General features: G+C 71.6%; 28 protein-coding genes. 20 read left to right on the top strand and 8 right to left on the bottom strand.

All coding sequences use genetic code 11. The features are described 5' to 3' along the window. Positions 1 to 13 precede the first annotated feature (13 nt). The 6 genes from ACFWXQ_RS35125 to ACFWXQ_RS35100 form a co-directional block, all read right to left on the bottom strand. Positions 14 to 1,240, bottom strand: a complete 1,227-nt coding sequence (locus tag ACFWXQ_RS35125; protein WP_383937892.1) for a hypothetical protein — start codon at positions 1,238 to 1,240, stop codon at positions 14 to 16. A gap of 94 nt (positions 1,241 to 1,334) precedes the next feature. Further along, entirely contained in the window at positions 1,335 to 1,766 is a 432-nt protein-coding gene (locus tag ACFWXQ_RS35120) for a hypothetical protein (RefSeq protein WP_383937894.1), read from the bottom strand. A 176-nt stretch (positions 1,767 to 1,942) separates the two neighbouring features. Then, positions 1,943 to 2,965, bottom strand: a complete 1,023-nt coding sequence (locus tag ACFWXQ_RS35115; protein ID WP_383937896.1) for a hypothetical protein — start codon at positions 2,963 to 2,965, stop codon at positions 1,943 to 1,945. 90 nt (positions 2,966 to 3,055) lie between these two features. Further along, a complete protein-coding gene (locus ACFWXQ_RS35110) occupies positions 3,056 to 3,415 on the bottom strand; it encodes a hypothetical protein (RefSeq protein WP_383937898.1) in 360 nt (119 codons plus the stop codon). Between the two features lie 140 nt (positions 3,416 to 3,555). Continuing rightward, positions 3,556 to 5,082, bottom strand: a complete 1,527-nt coding sequence (locus ACFWXQ_RS35105; protein ID WP_383937900.1) for a hypothetical protein — start codon at positions 5,080 to 5,082, stop codon at positions 3,556 to 3,558. A 193-nt stretch (positions 5,083 to 5,275) separates the two neighbouring features. Further along, on the bottom strand, positions 5,276 to 6,082 hold the full coding sequence (locus tag ACFWXQ_RS35100; protein WP_383937902.1) for a hypothetical protein: 807 nt from the start codon (positions 6,080 to 6,082) through the stop codon (positions 5,276 to 5,278). Positions 6,083 to 6,346: 264 nt separating this feature from the next. Between ACFWXQ_RS35100 and ACFWXQ_RS35095 the strand changes: the two genes are divergently transcribed. The 16 genes from ACFWXQ_RS35095 (at position 6,347) to ACFWXQ_RS35020 (ending at position 15,910) form a co-directional block, all read left to right on the top strand. Then, positions 6,347 to 6,634 (top strand): hypothetical protein, encoded by a 288-nt coding sequence (locus tag ACFWXQ_RS35095; protein ID WP_383937905.1) that lies wholly within the window; start codon positions 6,347 to 6,349, stop codon positions 6,632 to 6,634. Between the two features lie 145 nt (positions 6,635 to 6,779). Beyond that, positions 6,780 to 7,289 carry a hypothetical protein gene (locus ACFWXQ_RS35090; protein WP_383937908.1) on the top strand — a complete coding sequence of 170 codons (510 nt, stop codon included), beginning with the start codon at positions 6,780 to 6,782 and terminating at the stop codon, positions 7,287 to 7,289. Between the two features lie 74 nt (positions 7,290 to 7,363). Continuing rightward, positions 7,364 to 7,687, top strand: coding sequence for a hypothetical protein (locus ACFWXQ_RS35085; RefSeq protein ID WP_383937911.1), 324 nt, complete (start codon positions 7,364 to 7,366; stop codon positions 7,685 to 7,687). A gap of 72 nt (positions 7,688 to 7,759) precedes the next feature. Then, a complete protein-coding gene (locus ACFWXQ_RS35080) occupies positions 7,760 to 8,203 on the top strand; it encodes a hypothetical protein (protein WP_383937914.1) in 444 nt (147 codons plus the stop codon). 65 nt (positions 8,204 to 8,268) lie between these two features. Then, complete coding sequence (locus tag ACFWXQ_RS35075) at positions 8,269 to 8,838, top strand: hypothetical protein (protein WP_383937917.1); 570 nt, start codon at positions 8,269 to 8,271, stop codon at positions 8,836 to 8,838. After that, the gene (locus ACFWXQ_RS35070; protein WP_383937920.1) at positions 8,838 to 9,056 is read left to right on the top strand and encodes a hypothetical protein; all 219 of its coding nucleotides are present in this window, start codon (positions 8,838 to 8,840) and stop codon (positions 9,054 to 9,056) included. The genes ACFWXQ_RS35075 and ACFWXQ_RS35070 overlap by 1 nt, the downstream gene beginning before the upstream one ends. Positions 9,057 to 9,240: 184 nt before the next feature. Continuing rightward, a complete protein-coding gene (locus ACFWXQ_RS35065) occupies positions 9,241 to 9,624 on the top strand; it encodes a hypothetical protein (protein WP_383937921.1) in 384 nt (127 codons plus the stop codon). An 85-nt stretch (positions 9,625 to 9,709) separates the two neighbouring features. Further along, complete coding sequence (locus ACFWXQ_RS35060) at positions 9,710 to 10,243, top strand: hypothetical protein (protein ID WP_383937924.1); 534 nt, start codon at positions 9,710 to 9,712, stop codon at positions 10,241 to 10,243. 97 nt (positions 10,244 to 10,340) lie between these two features. Continuing rightward, positions 10,341 to 10,847, top strand: a complete 507-nt coding sequence (locus ACFWXQ_RS35055) for a hypothetical protein (RefSeq protein WP_383937927.1) — start codon at positions 10,341 to 10,343, stop codon at positions 10,845 to 10,847. A gap of 116 nt (positions 10,848 to 10,963) precedes the next feature. Then, positions 10,964 to 11,350, top strand: coding sequence for a hypothetical protein (locus tag ACFWXQ_RS35050; RefSeq protein WP_384084093.1), 387 nt, complete (start codon positions 10,964 to 10,966; stop codon positions 11,348 to 11,350). Next, positions 11,350 to 11,607 carry a hypothetical protein gene (locus ACFWXQ_RS35045; protein ID WP_383956433.1) on the top strand — a complete coding sequence of 86 codons (258 nt, stop codon included), beginning with the start codon at positions 11,350 to 11,352 and terminating at the stop codon, positions 11,605 to 11,607. Before ACFWXQ_RS35050 ends, ACFWXQ_RS35045 begins: the two co-directional genes overlap by 1 nt. Positions 11,608 to 11,728: 121 nt before the next feature. Next, positions 11,729 to 12,559: a hypothetical protein gene (locus tag ACFWXQ_RS35040; protein ID WP_383956436.1), complete on the top strand. Its 831-nt coding sequence runs from the start codon at positions 11,729 to 11,731 to the stop codon at positions 12,557 to 12,559. A gap of 67 nt (positions 12,560 to 12,626) precedes the next feature. Then, complete coding sequence (locus tag ACFWXQ_RS35035) at positions 12,627 to 13,460, top strand: hypothetical protein (RefSeq protein ID WP_383956439.1); 834 nt, start codon at positions 12,627 to 12,629, stop codon at positions 13,458 to 13,460. Positions 13,461 to 13,519: 59 nt separating this feature from the next. Then, positions 13,520 to 14,056 (top strand): hypothetical protein, encoded by a 537-nt coding sequence (locus ACFWXQ_RS35030; protein ID WP_383956441.1) that lies wholly within the window; start codon positions 13,520 to 13,522, stop codon positions 14,054 to 14,056. Between the two features lies 1 nt (position 14,057). Next, on the top strand, positions 14,058 to 14,441 hold the full coding sequence (locus ACFWXQ_RS35025; protein ID WP_383956444.1) for a hypothetical protein: 384 nt from the start codon (positions 14,058 to 14,060) through the stop codon (positions 14,439 to 14,441). A gap of 140 nt (positions 14,442 to 14,581) precedes the next feature. Next, the gene (locus ACFWXQ_RS35020; protein ID WP_383956447.1) at positions 14,582 to 15,910 is read left to right on the top strand and encodes a DNA cytosine methyltransferase; all 1,329 of its coding nucleotides are present in this window, start codon (positions 14,582 to 14,584) and stop codon (positions 15,908 to 15,910) included. A 73-nt stretch (positions 15,911 to 15,983) separates the two neighbouring features. Here the strand turns inward: ACFWXQ_RS35020 and ACFWXQ_RS35015 are convergent, their stop codons facing one another. Next, positions 15,984 to 16,214, bottom strand: coding sequence for a hypothetical protein (locus ACFWXQ_RS35015; RefSeq protein WP_384084090.1), 231 nt, complete (start codon positions 16,212 to 16,214; stop codon positions 15,984 to 15,986). A 45-nt stretch (positions 16,215 to 16,259) separates the two neighbouring features. Here ACFWXQ_RS35015 and ACFWXQ_RS35010 point away from each other — a divergent pair, with 45 nt between their 5' ends. From ACFWXQ_RS35010 to ACFWXQ_RS34995, 4 genes are all read left to right on the top strand, one after another. After that, complete coding sequence (locus ACFWXQ_RS35010) at positions 16,260 to 16,409, top strand: hypothetical protein (RefSeq protein WP_383953006.1); 150 nt, start codon at positions 16,260 to 16,262, stop codon at positions 16,407 to 16,409. Positions 16,410 to 16,503: 94 nt separating this feature from the next. Next, complete coding sequence (locus ACFWXQ_RS35005) at positions 16,504 to 16,692, top strand: hypothetical protein (protein ID WP_383953008.1); 189 nt, start codon at positions 16,504 to 16,506, stop codon at positions 16,690 to 16,692. After that, complete coding sequence (locus ACFWXQ_RS35000; protein WP_383953010.1) at positions 16,689 to 17,051, top strand: hypothetical protein; 363 nt, start codon at positions 16,689 to 16,691, stop codon at positions 17,049 to 17,051. The genes ACFWXQ_RS35005 and ACFWXQ_RS35000 overlap by 4 nt, the downstream gene beginning before the upstream one ends. Continuing rightward, a complete protein-coding gene (locus ACFWXQ_RS34995; protein ID WP_383953012.1) occupies positions 17,048 to 17,479 on the top strand; it encodes a hypothetical protein in 432 nt (143 codons plus the stop codon). Before ACFWXQ_RS35000 ends, ACFWXQ_RS34995 begins: the two co-directional genes overlap by 4 nt. 54 nt (positions 17,480 to 17,533) lie before the next feature. Here ACFWXQ_RS34995 and ACFWXQ_RS34990 read toward each other — a convergent pair whose 3' ends face one another. Then, positions 17,534 to 17,743, bottom strand: coding sequence for a hypothetical protein (locus tag ACFWXQ_RS34990; RefSeq protein ID WP_383953014.1), 210 nt, complete (start codon positions 17,741 to 17,743; stop codon positions 17,534 to 17,536). Positions 17,744 to 17,929: the final 186 nt, after the last annotated feature.

The following is a 17,929-nucleotide window of genomic DNA, read 5'->3' as shown; positions in this document are numbered from 1 at the left end:
GGCGTGCTGCCGCCTACTCGTCGGTGCCGGTGGGCGCCTCGGTGCCGCAGGTGTAGACACCGTTCACTGCGGCGCATCCGCTGCACGCGCCCTCGTTGCAGCACGTCGTGTAGCTGTCCTCGACGTCGTCGTCCCTGACGATTTCGCCGCAGCCCGAGCAGTGGTCGACGGCGGGGAAGACCTGGTAGGCGGGCCCCATCAGTTCGGCGGTGGTGCGGTGGAACGGGTCGGGGAAGACGGCCCGGTCCCACTTGATGACCATGCGGTCGTCGCCGCTGAAGTCGGTGATGGTGCCGAAGCGACCGTCAGAAGTGCGTCGTACGCGGCTTCTCCACGGCAGGGTGGTCGGGAGTTCCATGATGAGCCGCGCGAGGCGGCGCCTGCCGTCCTGGCCGTTCTCCCGGATCTCCTGGACGTACCAGCCCGCCGTACGGAACAGGTCGGCGTACCCGACGACGGCTCGTTCGCGCTCATCGAGCAGCTCCCGCAGGACGCTGCCGGCGGGGCGTACGTGCGTGGGCTCGCAGGAGAGGATGACCTCCCCGGTGTCCTGGCGTGCGTCAAGGTAGGCGCCCGCGCTCACGCAGTGCCCGGTGTCGGCGAACCCGCCCAACACTTGCCGTCCCGCCTTCAGCACGCGGATCGCGGCGTAGACCTGCGGGACCTTCAAGGTGGCCTTGAGAGCGCCGTACGTCGACGCGGAGTGGCCCTCGACGGCGGCCGGAGCGGACTTCTGGACGGTTCCCCGACGCATGTAGACCAGCCCGCCCGAACCGGGCTCCGCGGCACGCACCTTCGGGTCCTGGGCGGCCACCTGAACGGCGTGGTCGTACCCGGTCGCCTCCACCTCGGCGACCTCGTTGCCCTCGCGGTCCTGGACGCTCCAGCGGTCGACCTGGGCGGGCGGGGCCACAGCCGGAGAGATGCGGGGCAGTCCGTGCAACTCCTCTGCAGGGACGGACAGTTCGGTGAGCACGGTCAGGTCGACGACCGGGCGCAGCCCCTCCAGCGGGGGCGTGTCCGCGCTGCCGTCCTCGTGCTCAACGCGGGCCACGATCTCCCCGTCACCGGCGAACACGTCCCGGATCCAGCCCCGCCCGCCCGGTACGGTCTGCGGCCCGTCAGGGAACTGCACCGTCCGGCCGTCGTAGTCGACCAGGTCGCCCAGTTTGGGGCCATACGCCTCGGCAGCGCGACGGATGTCCTCGGCGGTCGGGCGGGCGCTGGTGTTCTTGTGCATGGTGAGGTGTCTCCTCGGTGGAGTGGTGGCGAGTTCGGGGAGGGTGCCGGGGCGCGGCGCGTACGGTCGCGCCCCGGCAAGAGGACCGGATCGGTCAGAGGACGTCGGTCTCGTCGTAGAAGAGCGCGAGACCGCCCAGGAACCGCACGGGGGAAAGGCGCAGCCACCGCGTCGGCCGGGCGAACTCGGCGCGCACGGCTTCCTCGTACGCCGTTTCCGCCACGGCACGCACCTCGTGGTCGATGGTCCAGAAACCGCCGAGGGACCAGTAATCGACCGCGTACCGGGTCTTGCCGGTGACCGGCTCGATGTACTCGGCAAGCCGGATGGTCAGGATCGGGGTCCCGTTGTCGGCCTTGACGACCGACTCGCGCAGCGACTTACCCGCAAAGACGTTGTTGGCGTACACCGCGTACTGCCCGCGGGGGACGGCCGTTTCGTTCATGGCGTGGTGGATGACGGTGCGCATCGGACCGTGGTCCGCGGACAGTTCGTCAAGGGACTTCATTGCGAGGGCAAGGCTCATGGGGGTGTTCCTCCTTCGTTGGTTTGGCGGGTTGCTCTCCCGCCAACACAAATAATAGTACACCCAGGCAAATACTGGGAAGGGTTTTCCCAGTAGAACCAGCGATCGAGCACTCTAGATTACCCACGGCTTACCATTCGAGGGGACCTAGAGGGCTCGGTGACCCGGGGAAGCCGTCAGGCGGCCGGCCCGTACCGTCGACGGTCGGCACGCACCGGCACCCCAAGGGGGCCCGGGTCCGGCCACAGGCGTTCCACGGCCTCCCTGGGGATGACCCGCACGGCCCCGTTGAACGCGGCCCGCGTCTCCGGCCGGAGACGACCGCGACGCCTGGGAGCGCGCCGCGGCTTCACCGGCATGGCCGGGGGCACCACCAGCGACGGCCGGGCGGCGGACACGGGGAACAGTCCCTCCTGCCCGTCCAGCGCGTACCGCTCGGCGTCCGCCTTGTCGGCGTCCCGCGCGCACCTCGCGTCGGCCTGCTGGAACAGCTCCATCCGCTCCTCCATCAGGTGTTCCTCCTCGACCCGGGCCACCTCGGCGACGACCAGGCGCTCCGCCTCGGCGACGGCCGCCGGGACCATGCGCGCCTCCTGGACGCTCATGTCCTCCTCGCTGGCCTGCTCGACGTCGACACCGCCCGTGCCGGCCCGCACCTCCTCGGCGACGGCCCCCGGCTGCTCCCACAACGCCCGGGAGCTGTCCCGCTCCCCCACAGGCCGCGTACGGGCGCCGAGACCCTGCACCAGGGCCCGCAGGACGTCCGCCCGGAACTCCCGGGACCGCACGCGCATGGTCGACGCGTCCTCGTACTCCAGGAACGGCTCAGCAGCCACGGAGCGCTTCCACGCGCCGAACACACGGACCGCCCGGGTCGCCAGGGCCTCCACCTCGTCCACGACCCGCACGAGGGCGACCAGGTACCGCGACAGCTCCCGCGCCCCGCCCTGCACCGTCAGCCGCCGATCGTCGAGCCCGCCGTACTTCTCGTCCGTCCCGCTGATCTCCTTGTAGAGGCTCCACCGGGGGTTGACCTTGAAGGGAGTTGACGCCTCCACACCGTGGACGCCGGCCAGGGTCCACGCCACATCGTGGTGTTGCGTCGCCCGACGCTTCGACGCCGCGGGGAACGCCAGGTCGACAGTGAACCGGCCGGGGGCCGACTCGTACGGGCGAGGGATCTCTACGTACGCGCTCACGCGCTGCTCCTTCGTTGGTTGCGACGGCTGCTCTCCGCCGCTTATGGCCGGTCCGCCACAAGTGGGCGGACCGGGGATCAAAGGGTGGGTTCAGCGACCGCGCAGCACGCGGACGAGCCAGCACGTCCTACGTGCCTCGCGACGTCCCTGACGCACGTACGCCCGGATCATCGCGGCCACCACCTCCGGGTCCGGCGACTGGTGCCACTGGACGTTCACGGTCACGCCCTCCTGGAACTCGGCGAACGGTCGTTCCAGGAACAGTGACGCGCCACCGTTCGTGAAGCGCCACACCATCCAGACGCGGTCTGTGTCGTACCGGCGCTCGTACACCTCGGCCGGGGGCGCGGGCGGCAGCTCCAGCCGCTCGGCGACCGCGTCGGTGAACGCGACGAACGGGGCGGCCGAATCGCCGGGGAGTCGGATACGGAGCCAGTCGGGCAGGAGCATGACGGGCTGAGCCTTCCTGAGAGCGCCCCGCAGCGCCCCGGCGCCCGTGAGGGCCAGGACAGCAACGACGGGGCGAGAGAGCGGGACTGTGGGGCTTACGAGGGCGCCGCCCGACCCGTGCCGGGCGGCGCCGGGGCGGGTCAGCGGCGGGCGGCGTCCTTGTACTTGACGGGGACGTCCACGCGGAGCATGGAGCCGATCACCTTGCGCGCGTTGTCGGCGGGGCTTGTGCGGCCGTCGACCCTGCGGAACTTGACGACGATGGGCGGGTGCGCGGGGAGGAACCAGCCGACATCCCGGATTCCGGCGGTGACGCGGGCGGTGACCATCCACCCGGTTCCCGTGTCGGGGCGGCAGTCGACGCGTACCTCGGCGGTGCCGCTCTTGATGGCGTCGATCTCGTCGGGGGTGGCCCCGACGTGCATGTAGGCGAGCGCGGCGGCGCGGATGCTGTCGGTGGTGTGCGGCATGTCGGTGCCGTGCATCCGGCCGGCGTGCGGCTGGACGGCCAGGATGGCGGCGCGGGCCCGCACGATGGCGTCCTTCGCGGCACTGCGGGCGGCGTTCTTCGCGGGCAGGCTGCGAGCGACCCGCAGGGACTCCCACGCGCCCTCGGCGGTGTCGTGGGCCGCGCGCAGCCTCTCGTGCAGCCCGGGGGGCGCGGCGAGCGGCAGGGCCTCCAGGTGGTTGACGAGCCGGTGGAGGCTGGCCGGCGCCAGGTCGGCGGCCTCGTCGGCAGCCTCACGGGCGGCAAGCGCGGCGAACAGGGGCGCGGCGGCGGCCGGGGGCGTGAGTGCGGTGATGGCCTCACGGATGAGCGGGTACGCCTCACACTTCGGCGGCTTCACCGTGTGGGCGAACACGGCGGCCAGGGCGGCGTCAGTGGGCTCCCCGGTGTGCTGCTCCGCCCACCACTTCGCGGCGAACCCCTCCGCGCGGCGACGGGCCTTAACGGTGTCGGCCGAACGCTCCTCGGTATCCGGCTCCAGCCAGTAGGACGACTCACCTGTCGTCGACTCCAGGTTCACGCCGCCCGCCTCAGCGCGGTAGCACTGCCAGTCCTCTCCCCACGCCGACACGATCGTGCCGAGCGCCGACGCGCGGTCGACCGATTCAACCTGGGGCTGCTCGCCGAACACGCGGAAGTGCTTCACCCAGCGCTCCCCGTCGCCGAGCAACTCGGCTGCACTGCGTTCGGTGTCGTCCGCCGCACGGTCGTGCTGCTGCTCCTTGGGGCGCGGCTCACGCCACAGGCGGACGGACACCGGCGTGCAGCCGTCCAGACGGGCCGGGGCGAGTCGGTTGGACAGACGTACGGAGATGGAGTCGATCAGCGCACGGTCGTCACCGCGCGGGTCGGCGTCGCCGCCGTCGGAGATGCTGTCGCGGAGCGCGTGGACCGCGTCGCCGTCCATGTGGTGGAGCTGCTCCCGGATCGCCCAGTACCGCTCAACCTCCGTGAAGATGACGCGGACGAACTCCGATGCTGCCCGCGCCCGGATGATGCGGCGCACGGTCTCCTTATTCGCCTTGCCCTGCTCCGTGTCGGCGTCCCGGCTCATCACGGCGTCCACCAGATCGTGCGTCACGACACGGTCGTTGTGCAGCCGGGCGGAGATCAGGACCTGAAGGGCCATGGCGTTCGCACGGTCGGTGGCAGTCAACATTTGGGGTTCCTCGCTTCGTGGTTGGCCCGGCGTGCTCTCGCCGGACAAGGGGCCGCGCGGACGCGGCTTACGTCGCCCCAGGAGAGAGGCGGACGCGGAGTTCTGGACTTTCTGGACCGTTCACACGCGTGCGTGCGCGCGAGGGGCCCTGATGGTGCCGCCCGACCTATGCCGGCCGGGCGGCGCGGGACGGCTAGGCGGTCGTGGGAGTGGTGGTCGCCGGGGCGGACTCCTCGGGGGTGGCCGGGCGCAGCAGGACCGTGCCGCGCGCGGGGTCCTTGTAGACGATGCGGGCGCGTGACTGGCCAGCGGACATCTCGCGGACGTGGCGCCTGCCCTTCATCTGTGCGTAGCTCATCTCTGCCACGGCTTCGGTGCTGGGGATGCGCTCGGGGGTGCCGCCGTTGACGCTGCGCATGTGGAAGCGGGGGACGACGGGGGCGGCGTGCTCGGCGGGTACGTAGCTGTGGTTCCCGATGTAGATGGCGCCGGTCTCGGGGTGCTGGTTGACGGCGCGGCGTGAGAGGCGGCGCGTGGCGACGACGCGGCGGACCTGGGCGGCGGGGATGTCTGCGCGGCGCGGCTCGTCGCCGATGTAGAGGGTGTGGGGGGTGTCTACGACGTCTTCGACCTGGGCGGCGGTCTCGCTGGCGAGGCGGGCGGCTTCGTGGCCGAGGTCGCGGGCGGCGGCGTCCAGGGCGGCCAGGGTGCGCACCTTGCGGGAGGCGTTCGGGCTTTCCAGGGTGGCGCTGACGAAGACGCCCCGGGCGCGCTCGGTGGTGCGCTTGGACCAGGTCATGGTGAGGACGTTCGCGGCGATGGCGCGGCCCTGGTCGGTCCCGGTGTAGAGGGGCGGTACGGGCAGCGTGATGCGGATCGTGTGAGTCGTGGCGTCCCAAGTCCTCTTGGTGCTGACGGTGATGTTCAGCTCGAAGGAGTGCGCAAGGGCGGCCAGGTCGTCCGCGTTCTTGATGCCGGTCTTCTCGGGCTTAGAGGCCATGGGGTGCTCCTCGGTTCGTTGGTTCGGCCGGGGATGCTCGCCCCGACCCCGCCTTAGTGGCGTCCGCTGAACGTACCCCCCACCCCCAGGAATAGTCAACCTAGGGAAATCTACCATGGGAGTGTCGAGTGAATTTACGGCGCGCGAACTGCGAGTCTTGTGAAATCTGACGCTCGAAATGTTGCGCAGCATTTCCCTGGGTGTACTGTTCTCCTTGTCGTCCCGGAGAGCACCGGGGCCAACCGACGAAGCGAGGAACGCCCCATGGTTTCCCTGGGCAAGACCCCCCGACTCCACCTCTTCATCGCCGTCGTCACCGACGCGGACACCGAGCAGGCCACCGTGCACCACCTCGGCCTCACCGATGCCTTTTACTACGACGACCACGTGAACCGCGCATGGGACGTGAAGCGCACCGTCCCCGGCTCCGCCGTGTGCCTCGTCGTCGCCGAGGACCGCTCCGCCGGATACCGCGAAGCACTCAAGGGAGACAGCCCCGACGCGCTGGTCAATCCCTTCTTCATGGAGCCGACCGGCGCCCTCACGGCCTGACCTCCCAGCACCGCCCGCCGCCACACCCTCGGCGGGCGGTGCGCCCCGCCCCTGTGCCGGCCGTCTGGCCGGACCGGGCGCAGGGCGCACCGCCCACGACCCCGGAGAGCAACCGGGGCCAACCAACGAACGAAGGAACACCCCCATGCAGCGCTTCCCGCGTCTCGGCCGCATCCTGGCCCGCCGCCCCCGCCCGGAGTCCCTGCTCGCCGCCGGTGCCGCCGTGATCGTCCTGGCCGGGCTGGGCGCCCTCACCGCGTCCGACGCCACCCCCGCCGACATCGCTCCGCACACGGACACCGTCACCGCGTACAACGACGGTTGGGCCGCCGGGCGCGCCGACCTGATGGGCGACGACAACCGCAACGGCCGCGTGGACGAGGACGAGTCCGGGTGGGACTGCGCCACGATGGGCAACCGTGAGTGCGGCCCCGGCGTCCCGCCGCAGTGCCAGGGAGAGGGCGAGTTCGCCGACCTGTGCGCGACCGTAGCCGAGCGCCCCGCGTACGCCTGGACGGACGACGACGGCACCCCGCACACCGTCGCCGCCGGTCGAAAGCTGCTGTCCCGCATCGACGCCGTCCCGGGCACCGAGGGGTTCGCCGCCGCCCTGTTCGCCCTCGACGCGCAGTGGTTCGAGCACAACCAGCCCTGAGCCGGCCGCCTGGCCCTGCCGGGGCGCAGCACCGCGCCCCGGCCCCTTCTCCGCCCAGGAAGGCACCGCGCACCATGACCAACGCCGCCCTTACCCTCGCCCAGGTCGAGCAGCTCGGTGACGCCGTCGGCCGGATCGCCGCCTACGCCGCCCGCGCGCTGCACGAGGAGTTCCCGCACCTGGACCTCGAACGGCTCGTCGAGACGTTCATGCGCCCCACCGCCGTTGAGGCGACCGGACTGCTCTACCTCGCTGCGATCGACAAGGGCGCGACGCCCGGCGAGGCCGCCGGGGAGGCGGGTACTGCGCTCATCCACGCGTGGGCCGACGCCCGCCTTGCTGCCAAGGCGGCCAGCCGCGCCGCCGGGGAGGCCGCTGAGGCCCCCCGCACCGCCTGACACGCCCGACCACCCTCCGTCGGGGCGCCCGCCGCGCCCCGGCGCCCCCTGTACTGCCCGGAGAGGCCCCCTGTGTCCGTCCTGCCCCGCGCCATCCCCGCCAAGTTCACCGAGCAGCTCCGCGCAGCGCTCACGGCCGCCGGTGTGGACTTCACCCCCACGCTCAAGCCCGGCACCCGCCTGTCGTACGAGGTGACGCACCTCGGCCGCACCTGGGAGCTGCGGTACACCCTCGCGCACAGCGGTGAGGCTCTGTGGAAGCTGACGGGCGAGGGGCCTGACTACGACTGGGGGCCGGGCCGCTTCACCTCGGAGTGCGTGGAGGCGATCACCGTGGCCGTGGAGGAGCCGGAGCCTGAGCCGGTCGACCCGCACCCGGCCGCGCCTCGTACTCACCTCGGCTTTGAGCTGCCGGAGTTCGTCCGCGCCGAGTGGGGGACCGAGCGCGCTGAGTGGTTCCGCCTCGGCCTGGCCGCCGCCGTCGGCAAGCTCCGCGACACCCGCCCCCGCACCTGACAGCTCCCCCACCCACGTCGGGGCGCAGCACCGCGCCCCGGCCCCGCCACCGGAAGGAACCTCCGATGCGTGTGCTCTCCCTCGACGGACTGTCCCTCACCCTCGACGAACGGCCGACCACCGAGGACTACGAGCCGTTGCCCAGTGGCCTCTCCCTCGACCTGGCCGTTGCCGTCCACGCCGTGGACGTGAAGCCCGGTGACCTGGTCGTTGCCGTGTTCTCCAGAAGCGACCGGCCCGGCGCGCCCATACCCGGCCCGTACCCTGCCGACCCGCACACCCTGCCGGGCAACCCGTGCACCGGCTGCGAGGAGTGCGAGGACGCTGAGCAACTCGTCGACGCGGTGGCGCGGCTCGTCTGCCTGCACCCGTCAGAGGACGGGGAACCCTGCGCCCTGGAGCGGCGGAACGCGCCGGTTGCCGTGATCCCGGCCGCCGTCGTCGCGCTCCGCCAGGAGGAGACGCCAGAGGTCAAGTACGCGACGCTGACCGTCGTGGTGCGCCGTGACGGGACCGTGGGCGACCCCTGCGAGCAGGTGCTTGCCGGTCACCCCGACGTCGTGTTCATCGGCCACGAGGACGGCGTCACGGACACTGCGCTCGCCCTCGGTGCGGCGCCGGAAGGGCGGCTGTGATGGCTGGCCAGGACTGGACGGGTATGCGGTCGGCCGACTTCGACCAGGCGGAGCCGCTTGCCCTGGTGGACGCCCGCGCTGTTACCCGCCGTGTGGAGGCCGCGCCGCACGCGAACGGCACTGACGCCCTGTTCGGGGACGAGCCGACTCGCCCCCGCGCCACCCGCACCAGACGGCCGGCCGCCGGGCCCACCCTCCAGGACGACGCCCTGTTCTGAGCAGCAAGAACAGTAAGCCCAAGATAAGACATCCGGCCCCCACGCAAGGGATCGCATGCGTTTCCATCTGCGGAAACGATGGTTTGGCCGACCAGGGACTCCCTTACATATTCCCCATGGTGTACTATTTCTCTTGTTGGCGGAGAGCAACCGCCGACACACCACGAAGAAGAGGAACACTCCAATGGCATCTGCCCAGGCCCGCCGCAACGCCGCAAAGATCCGCGACCTCGTCCGCGACCACCGCACCGCCCGCGCCGAAGCACTCACCGCCACCCGAGCCGCCCGCCGTGTCGCCACCGGCGCCCGCTCCCTGGCCACGCACGTACTCGCCACCGGCGCGAACCGCGAGACCGTCAAGGGCATCGTCAAGGCCCTGCGCACGGCCGCGAAGAAGGCAGGCGTCAAGGGCCGCCGCGCCCGCATCCGCCGCTCCTTCGAGAACGTGCGGAAGCAGATCAAAACCGTCTTCCGCTACACCCGCGAGCAGGTCGCACAGATCGCCGCGAAGTACGCCCCGCGCAAGGACGAGTACAAGGTCGTCCGCGCCGCGCTCCTCGCCGCCTGAGTCGCCCCCTGACAGCCGGGGCGCGGCCCACCCCCGCTGCGCCCCGGCCCCCGCCCTTCGCCGCGCACAGAGACCGGAGACACCCATGGACGCCAACCCGACCGCCCCGTACCGCACCGCCGCCGCCCGCGCCCGCGCCATCGCCGACGTCGCCCGCGACAGCTTCGGCCCCACGCCCGAGACCGTGCGCACCCTCGGCGACATCGCCCGGCACCTCACCGCCGCCGCCGACGCGTTCGACGCCTACGAGCCGCTCACCATCCCCGGACGCGCTGGCCGCGACATGCCGACCGACGCCGCCGGGGAACTGTGGGTCGTCGAGGAACTCGCGTTCGGCACCCCCGCCACCCGGATCCCCGCCGACGTCACGGAGTACGTCACGGCGCCGATCACCGGCCGCAGCCTGCCGTTCCCCGACCCGCTCAACCCGATCACCACCCGCTACGCCACGGAGGAGGCGGAGATCCGGGCCGTCCTGGAGCAGCTCCACGACGACACGGCGCGGGCCGACAAGGACATCGACGGCTGGATGCGCGACGTCCTCGAAGTCTGGAAGAAGCACATGCGCCTCGCACCCATGGTCTACGTCGACAACACCCGCCCCCGCCACCAGTCCTGACCTGCACGACCGGGCGGGGGGTGTCACAGGATCCCCCCGCCCGGCGTACTACCCGGCGAGAGCACGCCGGGCCAACCACGAAGCAGAGGAAACCCCGATGAGCACCACCACTGTCGTGCACGCCCTCACCTGTACTCGATGCGGCAGCACCGGCGTACAGCCCGCCGTCCGCGAGTGGGCCAACTGTTCGAACTGCAAGCACGGCATGTCACTGAGCGAGGCCATGACGTGCGGCTGCGACGGCTACGACTGCGTGCCCCGCCCGGCCGACGAGAACACCGTGCTGGCGCCCGGCAGCGAGTACAGCTATCCCCTCTCCGACTATGCGCGCGCCACCGCCCGATCCCTCGGGAAGGGGTGGGACGCAGAGTCGAGCTTCCTCGGCGCATGGGGCCTGATCTTCACCACCGACGACCGCGTGTCCCTGCGCCTGTACGTCGACGGTGACGGCTCCGTGGGCGACCTGATGATCCAGGACCGCAAGACCGGCGACGAGCACCTTGTGCCCACCTTCCCCCTCCCCGAGGGCGCCCCCAGCACCCCGGAGGAGATGCGCGAGTGGGGCGACGCCCTCGCCCTGTTCGTGCTCTCGCTCCGCCTGTAGAGCGGTCGCGCCCCGGGGCCGGACGTACGAGCCGCCCCGGGGCGCGACGCAAGCCCCCCCACCGCCCCCTACCGGCGAGAGCAACGCCGGACCAACCGCAAAGCGAGGAGCACCCCGTGGACGCGATCGATCTGCCGTACGACGAGCACGGCCGCTACTACCCGGCCCCAGGCACCGAGTACGCCTTCCACATCTCCGACATCGGGCGCGCCGCCGTCCGACTCCTCGGCCACGGCTGGACGGCCGAGGCCGCGTCTTGGGGCCACGGCGCCTTCCTCGACTTCCAGGGCCAGACCCTCATCACCCTCCGGGTCGACGAGGACAACGAACTGTTCGTCCGACACGACCTCTTCGAAGACGGCAAGGGCACCGTGCTCTTCCCCGACTTGGACGAGTCCGACCTACTCGACACCTTCGCCTACCGCGTCGCCAACGCAGTAAAGGAACTCCGCGCCAAGTACGCGGAGCAGCAGTCGGCCGTCGCCGGAGAGGAACCCTCCTGATGTCGACGCTCCTCATCGGCCGCTGGACCTGGGCCGGCCACCTTGAGGTCACCGGATCCCACCAGATCGAGGACGGCGACACGGACGCCATCCGCGAACTCATTCAGGGCGGCGACATCGGCAACCTGTGGGCCGTCGAGTTTCCGGTCGACCGGCACCGCGACGCCGTGCAGCGCGCGCACGACGAGTACGTCGCCGACGAACACGGGACCCGGCTGATCGACGAGGTCGAGCACTACGAGCCCGTCACCGGTTGACCCGCGCCGGGGCCGCGCCCGCCCGCGCGGCCCCGGCAGGCGACGCGAGCACCACCTGCACCACCCAATACCCCGGCCGGAGAGCACCGCGCCGGACCAACCACGAAGCGAGGAACACCCCGTGAGCAGTGCCATCACGCACGCCGAGTCCGCTCCCCCGCTCGCCGCCGCCCTCCCCGCCCGTCAGGGCGCAGCGTGGCGAGTCTGCCCCGCCCTGTACCTCATCCGCCCCTACGCCGCGACGTCTCGCATCACCGACGGCCACCGCTCCCTGACCGTGGTGGAGCAGGCCGGTCGCGTCGAGGTCTTCGTCGACCGACACGACGACTTCCCGATCGGGCTCAGCCCGGACGCTGTCGCCGACGCCGGGAGCCCCGACGCCGTTGCCGCGCTCGCCGCCGCCGTGCTGCGCACCGTGCTGCCCGCCCTCGACGACGAGACGGCCGCGCGTACCGCCCACCAGCACGGGGCGTTGCAGGCACTGACACGCAAGGGCGCAGACCTCGCCGAGATCGGGTACGCCCTGCTGTCGCACGGTGTGTACCCCAGCGTCGGGACCCGGCTGGACGGCCCGCACCTTGCGTGGGCGGTCAACGGCCGCGAGTGGGAGGTGCTGTCGCTCGGCCCGTCGGGGACATTCACCGTGACCTACGAGGGCCGCGTCAGTGGCCTGTACGGGCTCCTGGCGCACGTTCTGCCCCCGTACGACGGCCCGTCCCTCCCTGACGTCTCCAGCGCCTTTACGTGGCATCTGACGGAGCGGTTCCCGCAGCTCCTCGCCGTCAAGGGCAACGAGGTCGAGTTCCGGCCCCAGAGCGGTCCGCACGGGTTCGTGTTGCTGCCGTCCGAGGACGACCCCGCCGACCAGGTCGACGACACGACGCGCGTCGCCGCGCAGATCGGCGGACTCGGCGCCGATCTGCTGCTCGCCGCCGCCGCGCACCTGATCTGACCCACCCTCGCCCGGCCGCGCCCCGTGACTCTGCCCGGGGCGCGGCCCCCTCGAAAGGCCTCGAATCATGGTTTCGCCCACCGCCACCCTGGCGCCCGCCGCTTCCCCGTCCCTGACCCTCGCCGAGCACGTCGCCGCCCTCCTGCCGCCCCGGGCCGGTACGGCGTGGACGGCCGAACCGCACCGGGCGTGGTGGTCGGCCGCCCCCGCCGCCCGGATCGTGCACGGCGCGCGCGCTCTGGTCGTCGTCGCCCGCGCCTGGGACACCGAGATCGGGTGGCAGCTTCCCGGCCGCGTGCCGACCCGCCCCGATCTGCGGATCGCGCGCATGGCCCCGGACGTCATCGCGGACCAGGTGCTGCGCCTGGTGCTGCCCGTTGTCGACGACGAGGAGGCCCGCACGGTCGAAGACGGGGCCCGTGTGCGCCGGGAGCTGCTTTACGAGATCGGGACCGCGATGCGCGCCCAGGGCGTGGCCACGTACGAGCGGGCGGGTCTGCTGGTGAACACGTCCGGCGTGGCCTGGTCGTCGAGCGGGCTGCGCTACTTGGCCACCCTGCAGGGCACGAACCCGGTGTGCAGCGTCCAGATACAGGGCCCGATGCGGGCCGTTGGACGGGCCGTCGCCCGCTTCCTGCCGGATGCCGCTGAGGGGCGTCCGCCGTCCGGGATCCAGGGGCGCGTCGAGCGCCGCATGGCGCAGGTGCTCGCCCGGCATACGGACGTTGAGCAGCACGACGGGAAGGGGTTGGCGTTCGGTGCCGGTCCCGGACCGTACGGGCATGTGGCGCCCGCGTTCGACCCGATCGCCCGCGCGCACGACACGACTGCGGTGTCCGTCGACATCCACGGGGTCGGCGTCGACTTCCTCGTATCCCTCGCCCCGCTCCTCACCCGCTGACCCGCCGCGCCCCCGGCCGGCCCGGGGCGCGCCCTGCCCCTGGAAGGACCACCCCTCTCGTGAGCACTCCCGACCTGACTCCGGTCTGCGCGCTGGACGACGCAGTCGCCAAGGCGCACGCCGCCGCGAAAGCGATGCTGCCGCTGGTCGGCCACACGCTGCACGTCCAGTTCCCCGCCGGGGCGTACCTGGTCCTGGCCCGGCCGGTCGACTCCGACGACGAGTCCGTGTTCCTGGACTCCATCCGCGACAGCGCGGGCGGGATCCTGCACGAGTTCGACGAGTGGGCGCGGACCACCCCCGAGCCGCTCCCGGCCGTGCCGGAGGAGATCACCGCCCTGTGGGGCTCCCTCGACCCCCGCAGCCCGAGCCAAGTTCTCAGCCTGATTCAACGCATCGACGAGGTGGCGCCGTACGCGTTCGTCGACTTTCTGCCCGAGGAACTGTGGTCGGCCGACGAGATCGAGGCGGAGAGCGACGGCGGACGTCCGCCGCTCGGTATCCCGCTCGCCGCGTCTGTCTGTGTGCTGCACGGCGCCCAGTGCCCGGCACAGGGTCACGTCGAGCCGTCTCCTGCGCTCGGCGAGGTGATCTGATGTGCTGAGACCCTCCGCTCCCGAGCAGCTCGCCGCCCTGGCCGACGAGTTGGGCACCGGACACCCGGCATCCCCGGATCTGGTGCTGGACGCCGCACAGATCCACGCCGCCCACCGGGCCAAGAAGTACACCGCCGAGCAGTTCGGCCGGTACAGCGCGACCGCCCTGCCGTCGATCCTGCAGCGCCTCCTGACTGCCGAGTCGGATCTTGTGACGCTGCGCGCGAAGGTCGCCGGGCATGTCGCTGCCGCCGACCAGGGTCTGGACCCGACCACGGGGGAACTGCTCCGTGACCTCCGGCGTGCCGGGATCGATCTGGGGGCCGATGTGACGGCCGCGGTCGCGCTGATTGAGGGCGAGGCGCGTGCCGCCGCGTTCGGCTGACAGTCTCGACGGAATGCGCAGCACAGGGAAATGTGCTGCGCATTTCCCCAGTTCGAACCCCTCGCGATTTCCCTGGGTGTACTATTCGACGTGTTGGTGGAGAGCACCGCCGACGGAACCAGCGAAGAAGAGGACACCAGATGAGGATCCTGCCCCCAGCGGTCGCAACCGCCGTCCACGTCGCCACCCTCGCCCGTAAAGCCGGTCGCCCGATCCCGCCGAAGGTGTACGCCGCCCTGGAGGCCGCCGCCGCCCCGTGGCCTGCCGAGTGGCTGCTCGCCCCGCTCCCCGGCGACCCGATCCGCGTGGTGGAGCTGTTCGCGGGCCCCGGCGGCTGGTCCGAGGGCATCGCCGCCGTGCTCGGTGTGGCCGTCGACTCCTGCGGCGTCGACATCTCCCCGGACGCCTGCGCCACCGCCCGCGCCGCACGGCACCGCCGGATCTGCGCCGACATCACCACTCTGGACCCCGAGCACATCGCGCTGCGCCACACCGTTGCCGTCATCATCAGCCCGCCGTGCCCCACCTTCTCGCCCGGGGGCAAGCTCTCCGGCCTGGAGGAGGGCAACATCCAGATCCTCGGCGACGCCATCGCCTACGTCGGCGAGACCGCCGGGTTCATTCCCATGGAGTGGCACCACTCCGACTACGGCGACGAGTGCGAGTGCGACCCGGACGACCCTGACGGCAAGGGATGCCACGGCGACGGGTTCGCCCCGCGCTCCGGAGCCACCTGGGACCAGGTCCGCGAGATGGCCGCCGACGTCAGCGACCCGCGTATCGCGCTCATGCTGGAAGTCGCCATCTGGCCGATCGCCCTACAGGCCGCCGGGGCGCCGATCCGCTGGATGGCCATGGAGCAGTCCAGCAACCTGCCCGAGGAAATCATCAGCGACCTGACCATTGAGTTCCAGTGCGCCGAGTGGTCCTACACCAGCCACAACATCATGGAGGCCGCCGACTACGGCCTGCCGTCCCGCCGCAAGCGCGTCTACATGATCGCCTCCCGCCACTACTCGCCCACCACCACCCGCTGTATCCGCCCGTTGCCCGCGACGTCTATGGCGCAGGCCCTCGGCTGGGCGCCCGGCGAGCACGTCAACACTCGCGGCAACCGCCCCGTCGACCCGAAGACAGGCCGGGCCAAGGGCGGCAACGCCTTCTCCAGCGACGGCCCGTCCTGGTGCCTCACCGGCAAGTCCCGCACCTGGAAGCGCGAGAGCGACGGCCTGCGGCTCACGGAGGCGGAGGCCGGTCTCCTCGTCGGGTTCCGCCGCTCCTACCCATGGCAGGGAAGCCGTACGAGCGCCTTCCAGCAGGCCGCCGACGTCGTGTCCCCGATCATGGCCGCGATCGTCCTCAGCGGCCTTCTGGGCTGCTTCGGCGATGCCCTGGTGCGCGACTACCTCGCCCAGCTCTACGAGATGGACGATCTGCTCACCCAAGACGACTACGGCCTAGCCACCTAGGCCCCCGGGCCCGCAGCCCCCGCCCACGGATTCGCCCACAGCATCGGGCGGGGGCCGCGGCGCCACGTCCCCTTCACAGGGTCGGCGGTGCGGTGAGTTCGTCCTGCGATCCGACGGGGCTCAGTTCGTCCCATCGCCAGCCCCGCGAGGTGAGGAATTCTGGGCTGTCGTTCAGCACGACACGGAAGGCCTCCTGAAGGACTGCCCGATCACGGACGTGCACGCCGGAGACGCTTACCGGCGTACTGCTCTCCAGGCTCGCCAGGTACATCCGGACCATCAGGTATGCAGTGCGTAACCCCATGCCGATCAGTGTGACCGCGGCGGTGGTACCTGCACCCGGGGTTTCGTGCACCTGATCCGCGGGAGCGCCCCCGGCTGCCAGCGCCATATCGCCACCTGGACGCCTGAGGGCGGAGTGCAGATCGAGAAGAAGCCTGTTGGTGACGTGGTTGCTGGCGCGGGCGGACAGGCGTACGTCGGGATCGACGAGGACTGAGTCCCGCCGCCCTTCCGGCCCTCGACGATCCCGCGGGGGCCGCCGTCGTTCCCGGGCCCTGTAACAGCCGCTCCCGCCCGCCGTTCCACCCGGCATGAACAGCCAGACACTCCTCCTGATCGCCGACACAGGCCGGAGGATCGCGGAGGCCGCCGACGCCTTCCGCCGCTACGCCGCGCTGCTCCAGGAGAGCCAGCGCCCGCCGTACTGGGTGGCCCAAGCGCCCCGCCGCCACCGGGCGCCCGTCACAGCCCGCCGCCCCTCGACGTTCCCCCGCGCATGAGCACCCCGGCATGCCCCCCCTTCGCGAACGGCGGACTGTTCCACGCGTTCGGGCCGTTCGTCGTCCTGAGCGCGACGGTCACCATAGGCGGCGAGGACATCACGGTTCAGCAGCCGATCGACCGCGCCGTCTGGGAGCACATCGCCGCCGCGCCGCCCATGCGCGCCGAGTACGAACGACGGCTGCGCCACCGTCTCGCCGACGCCCTGGTGGACCGCCTTGCCCCGGCCGTCACCGTGCACGACCCGGCCCCGGTGAGCGAGGCCGTGCCCGTCGCCCTGGCGCGCGCCGACGCCGCGATGCGCAACGAGTCGGAGCCGGAACCCTGCCCGCCGATCGAACTAAGCTCCGCGGAATGAGCGCACCCACCCCGTCCGCCGAGCAGGTCCCCGCCGAGGAGCAGTCGTTCGACCCGCACGCCTTCCCCGAGAATCTGCTCACCGCGCAGCGCCGGGCCGCCGAGTTGTACGCCGAGATCCACGCCATGCAGAAGCGTCTCCCCTGGTCCCGTGAGCCTGACCCTGGGTGGCCCGCCGTGGAGGAGCGGGGCCGGGAGCGGGCCGGCCGGGAGTCCTCGCCCGGATGGGATCCGGCCGACACCGCGGCGTACGACAAGCTGCACCAGGACCTGCTCGCCGCGGCGGCCGCCGTCAACATGCACGAGTGGTGGACGACCTGCGAGCGCCGCGGAGTCAAGGGCGCGGCCCTGGTCGCCGCCCGCCAGGCCCTCAAGCATGCCGACGGCGCCGTCCCTCTGTCCCGCGAGGATGTCGAGGAGACCGCCTGACCACCGTGGCGTTCAGGAGGGGACACCCGCCCGGGTGGGTGTCCCCTCCTTGCGTCATCGGCGGTAGACACATCCCTTCAGGAGAAGGACGCCCGCAGCCGCGAGGACCACGGCACCCGTGACGGGGCCTTCGGGGGCGACTCCGGCCAGGTGCGCCGACTCGACGGCAGCGAGTCCAAAGAGGGCGAGCGCGGTCTTCGAGGGCTTACGGAAGCGGAACAGGTCCCGATCCTCTGGCCCGGTGATCTCCAGTGGTGCTGTCACTATTGGTTTACCTCCATGTGGTTGTTCGAAGGCTCGGGCGATGCACGGAGTCACTCGGGGCCGCCCCCTGGCAGGGGGGCGGCCCCTCTCAATGCCGACGGTCACTTCCCGTCGTGAAGCTAGTGAACAGCAGGTCATGGCGGTTGCGTGCCAGCGAGGTGCACGCGCTGGCCGCGTTTGCCGTGA

The organism is Streptomyces sp. NPDC058697, assembly GCF_042715345.1.
Classification (GTDB): domain Bacteria; phylum Actinomycetota; class Actinomycetes; order Streptomycetales; family Streptomycetaceae; genus Streptomyces; species Streptomyces liliifuscus.
Note: the sequence above shows the minus strand (reverse complement) of the source record. Positions and strands in the feature narration are given on the sequence as shown.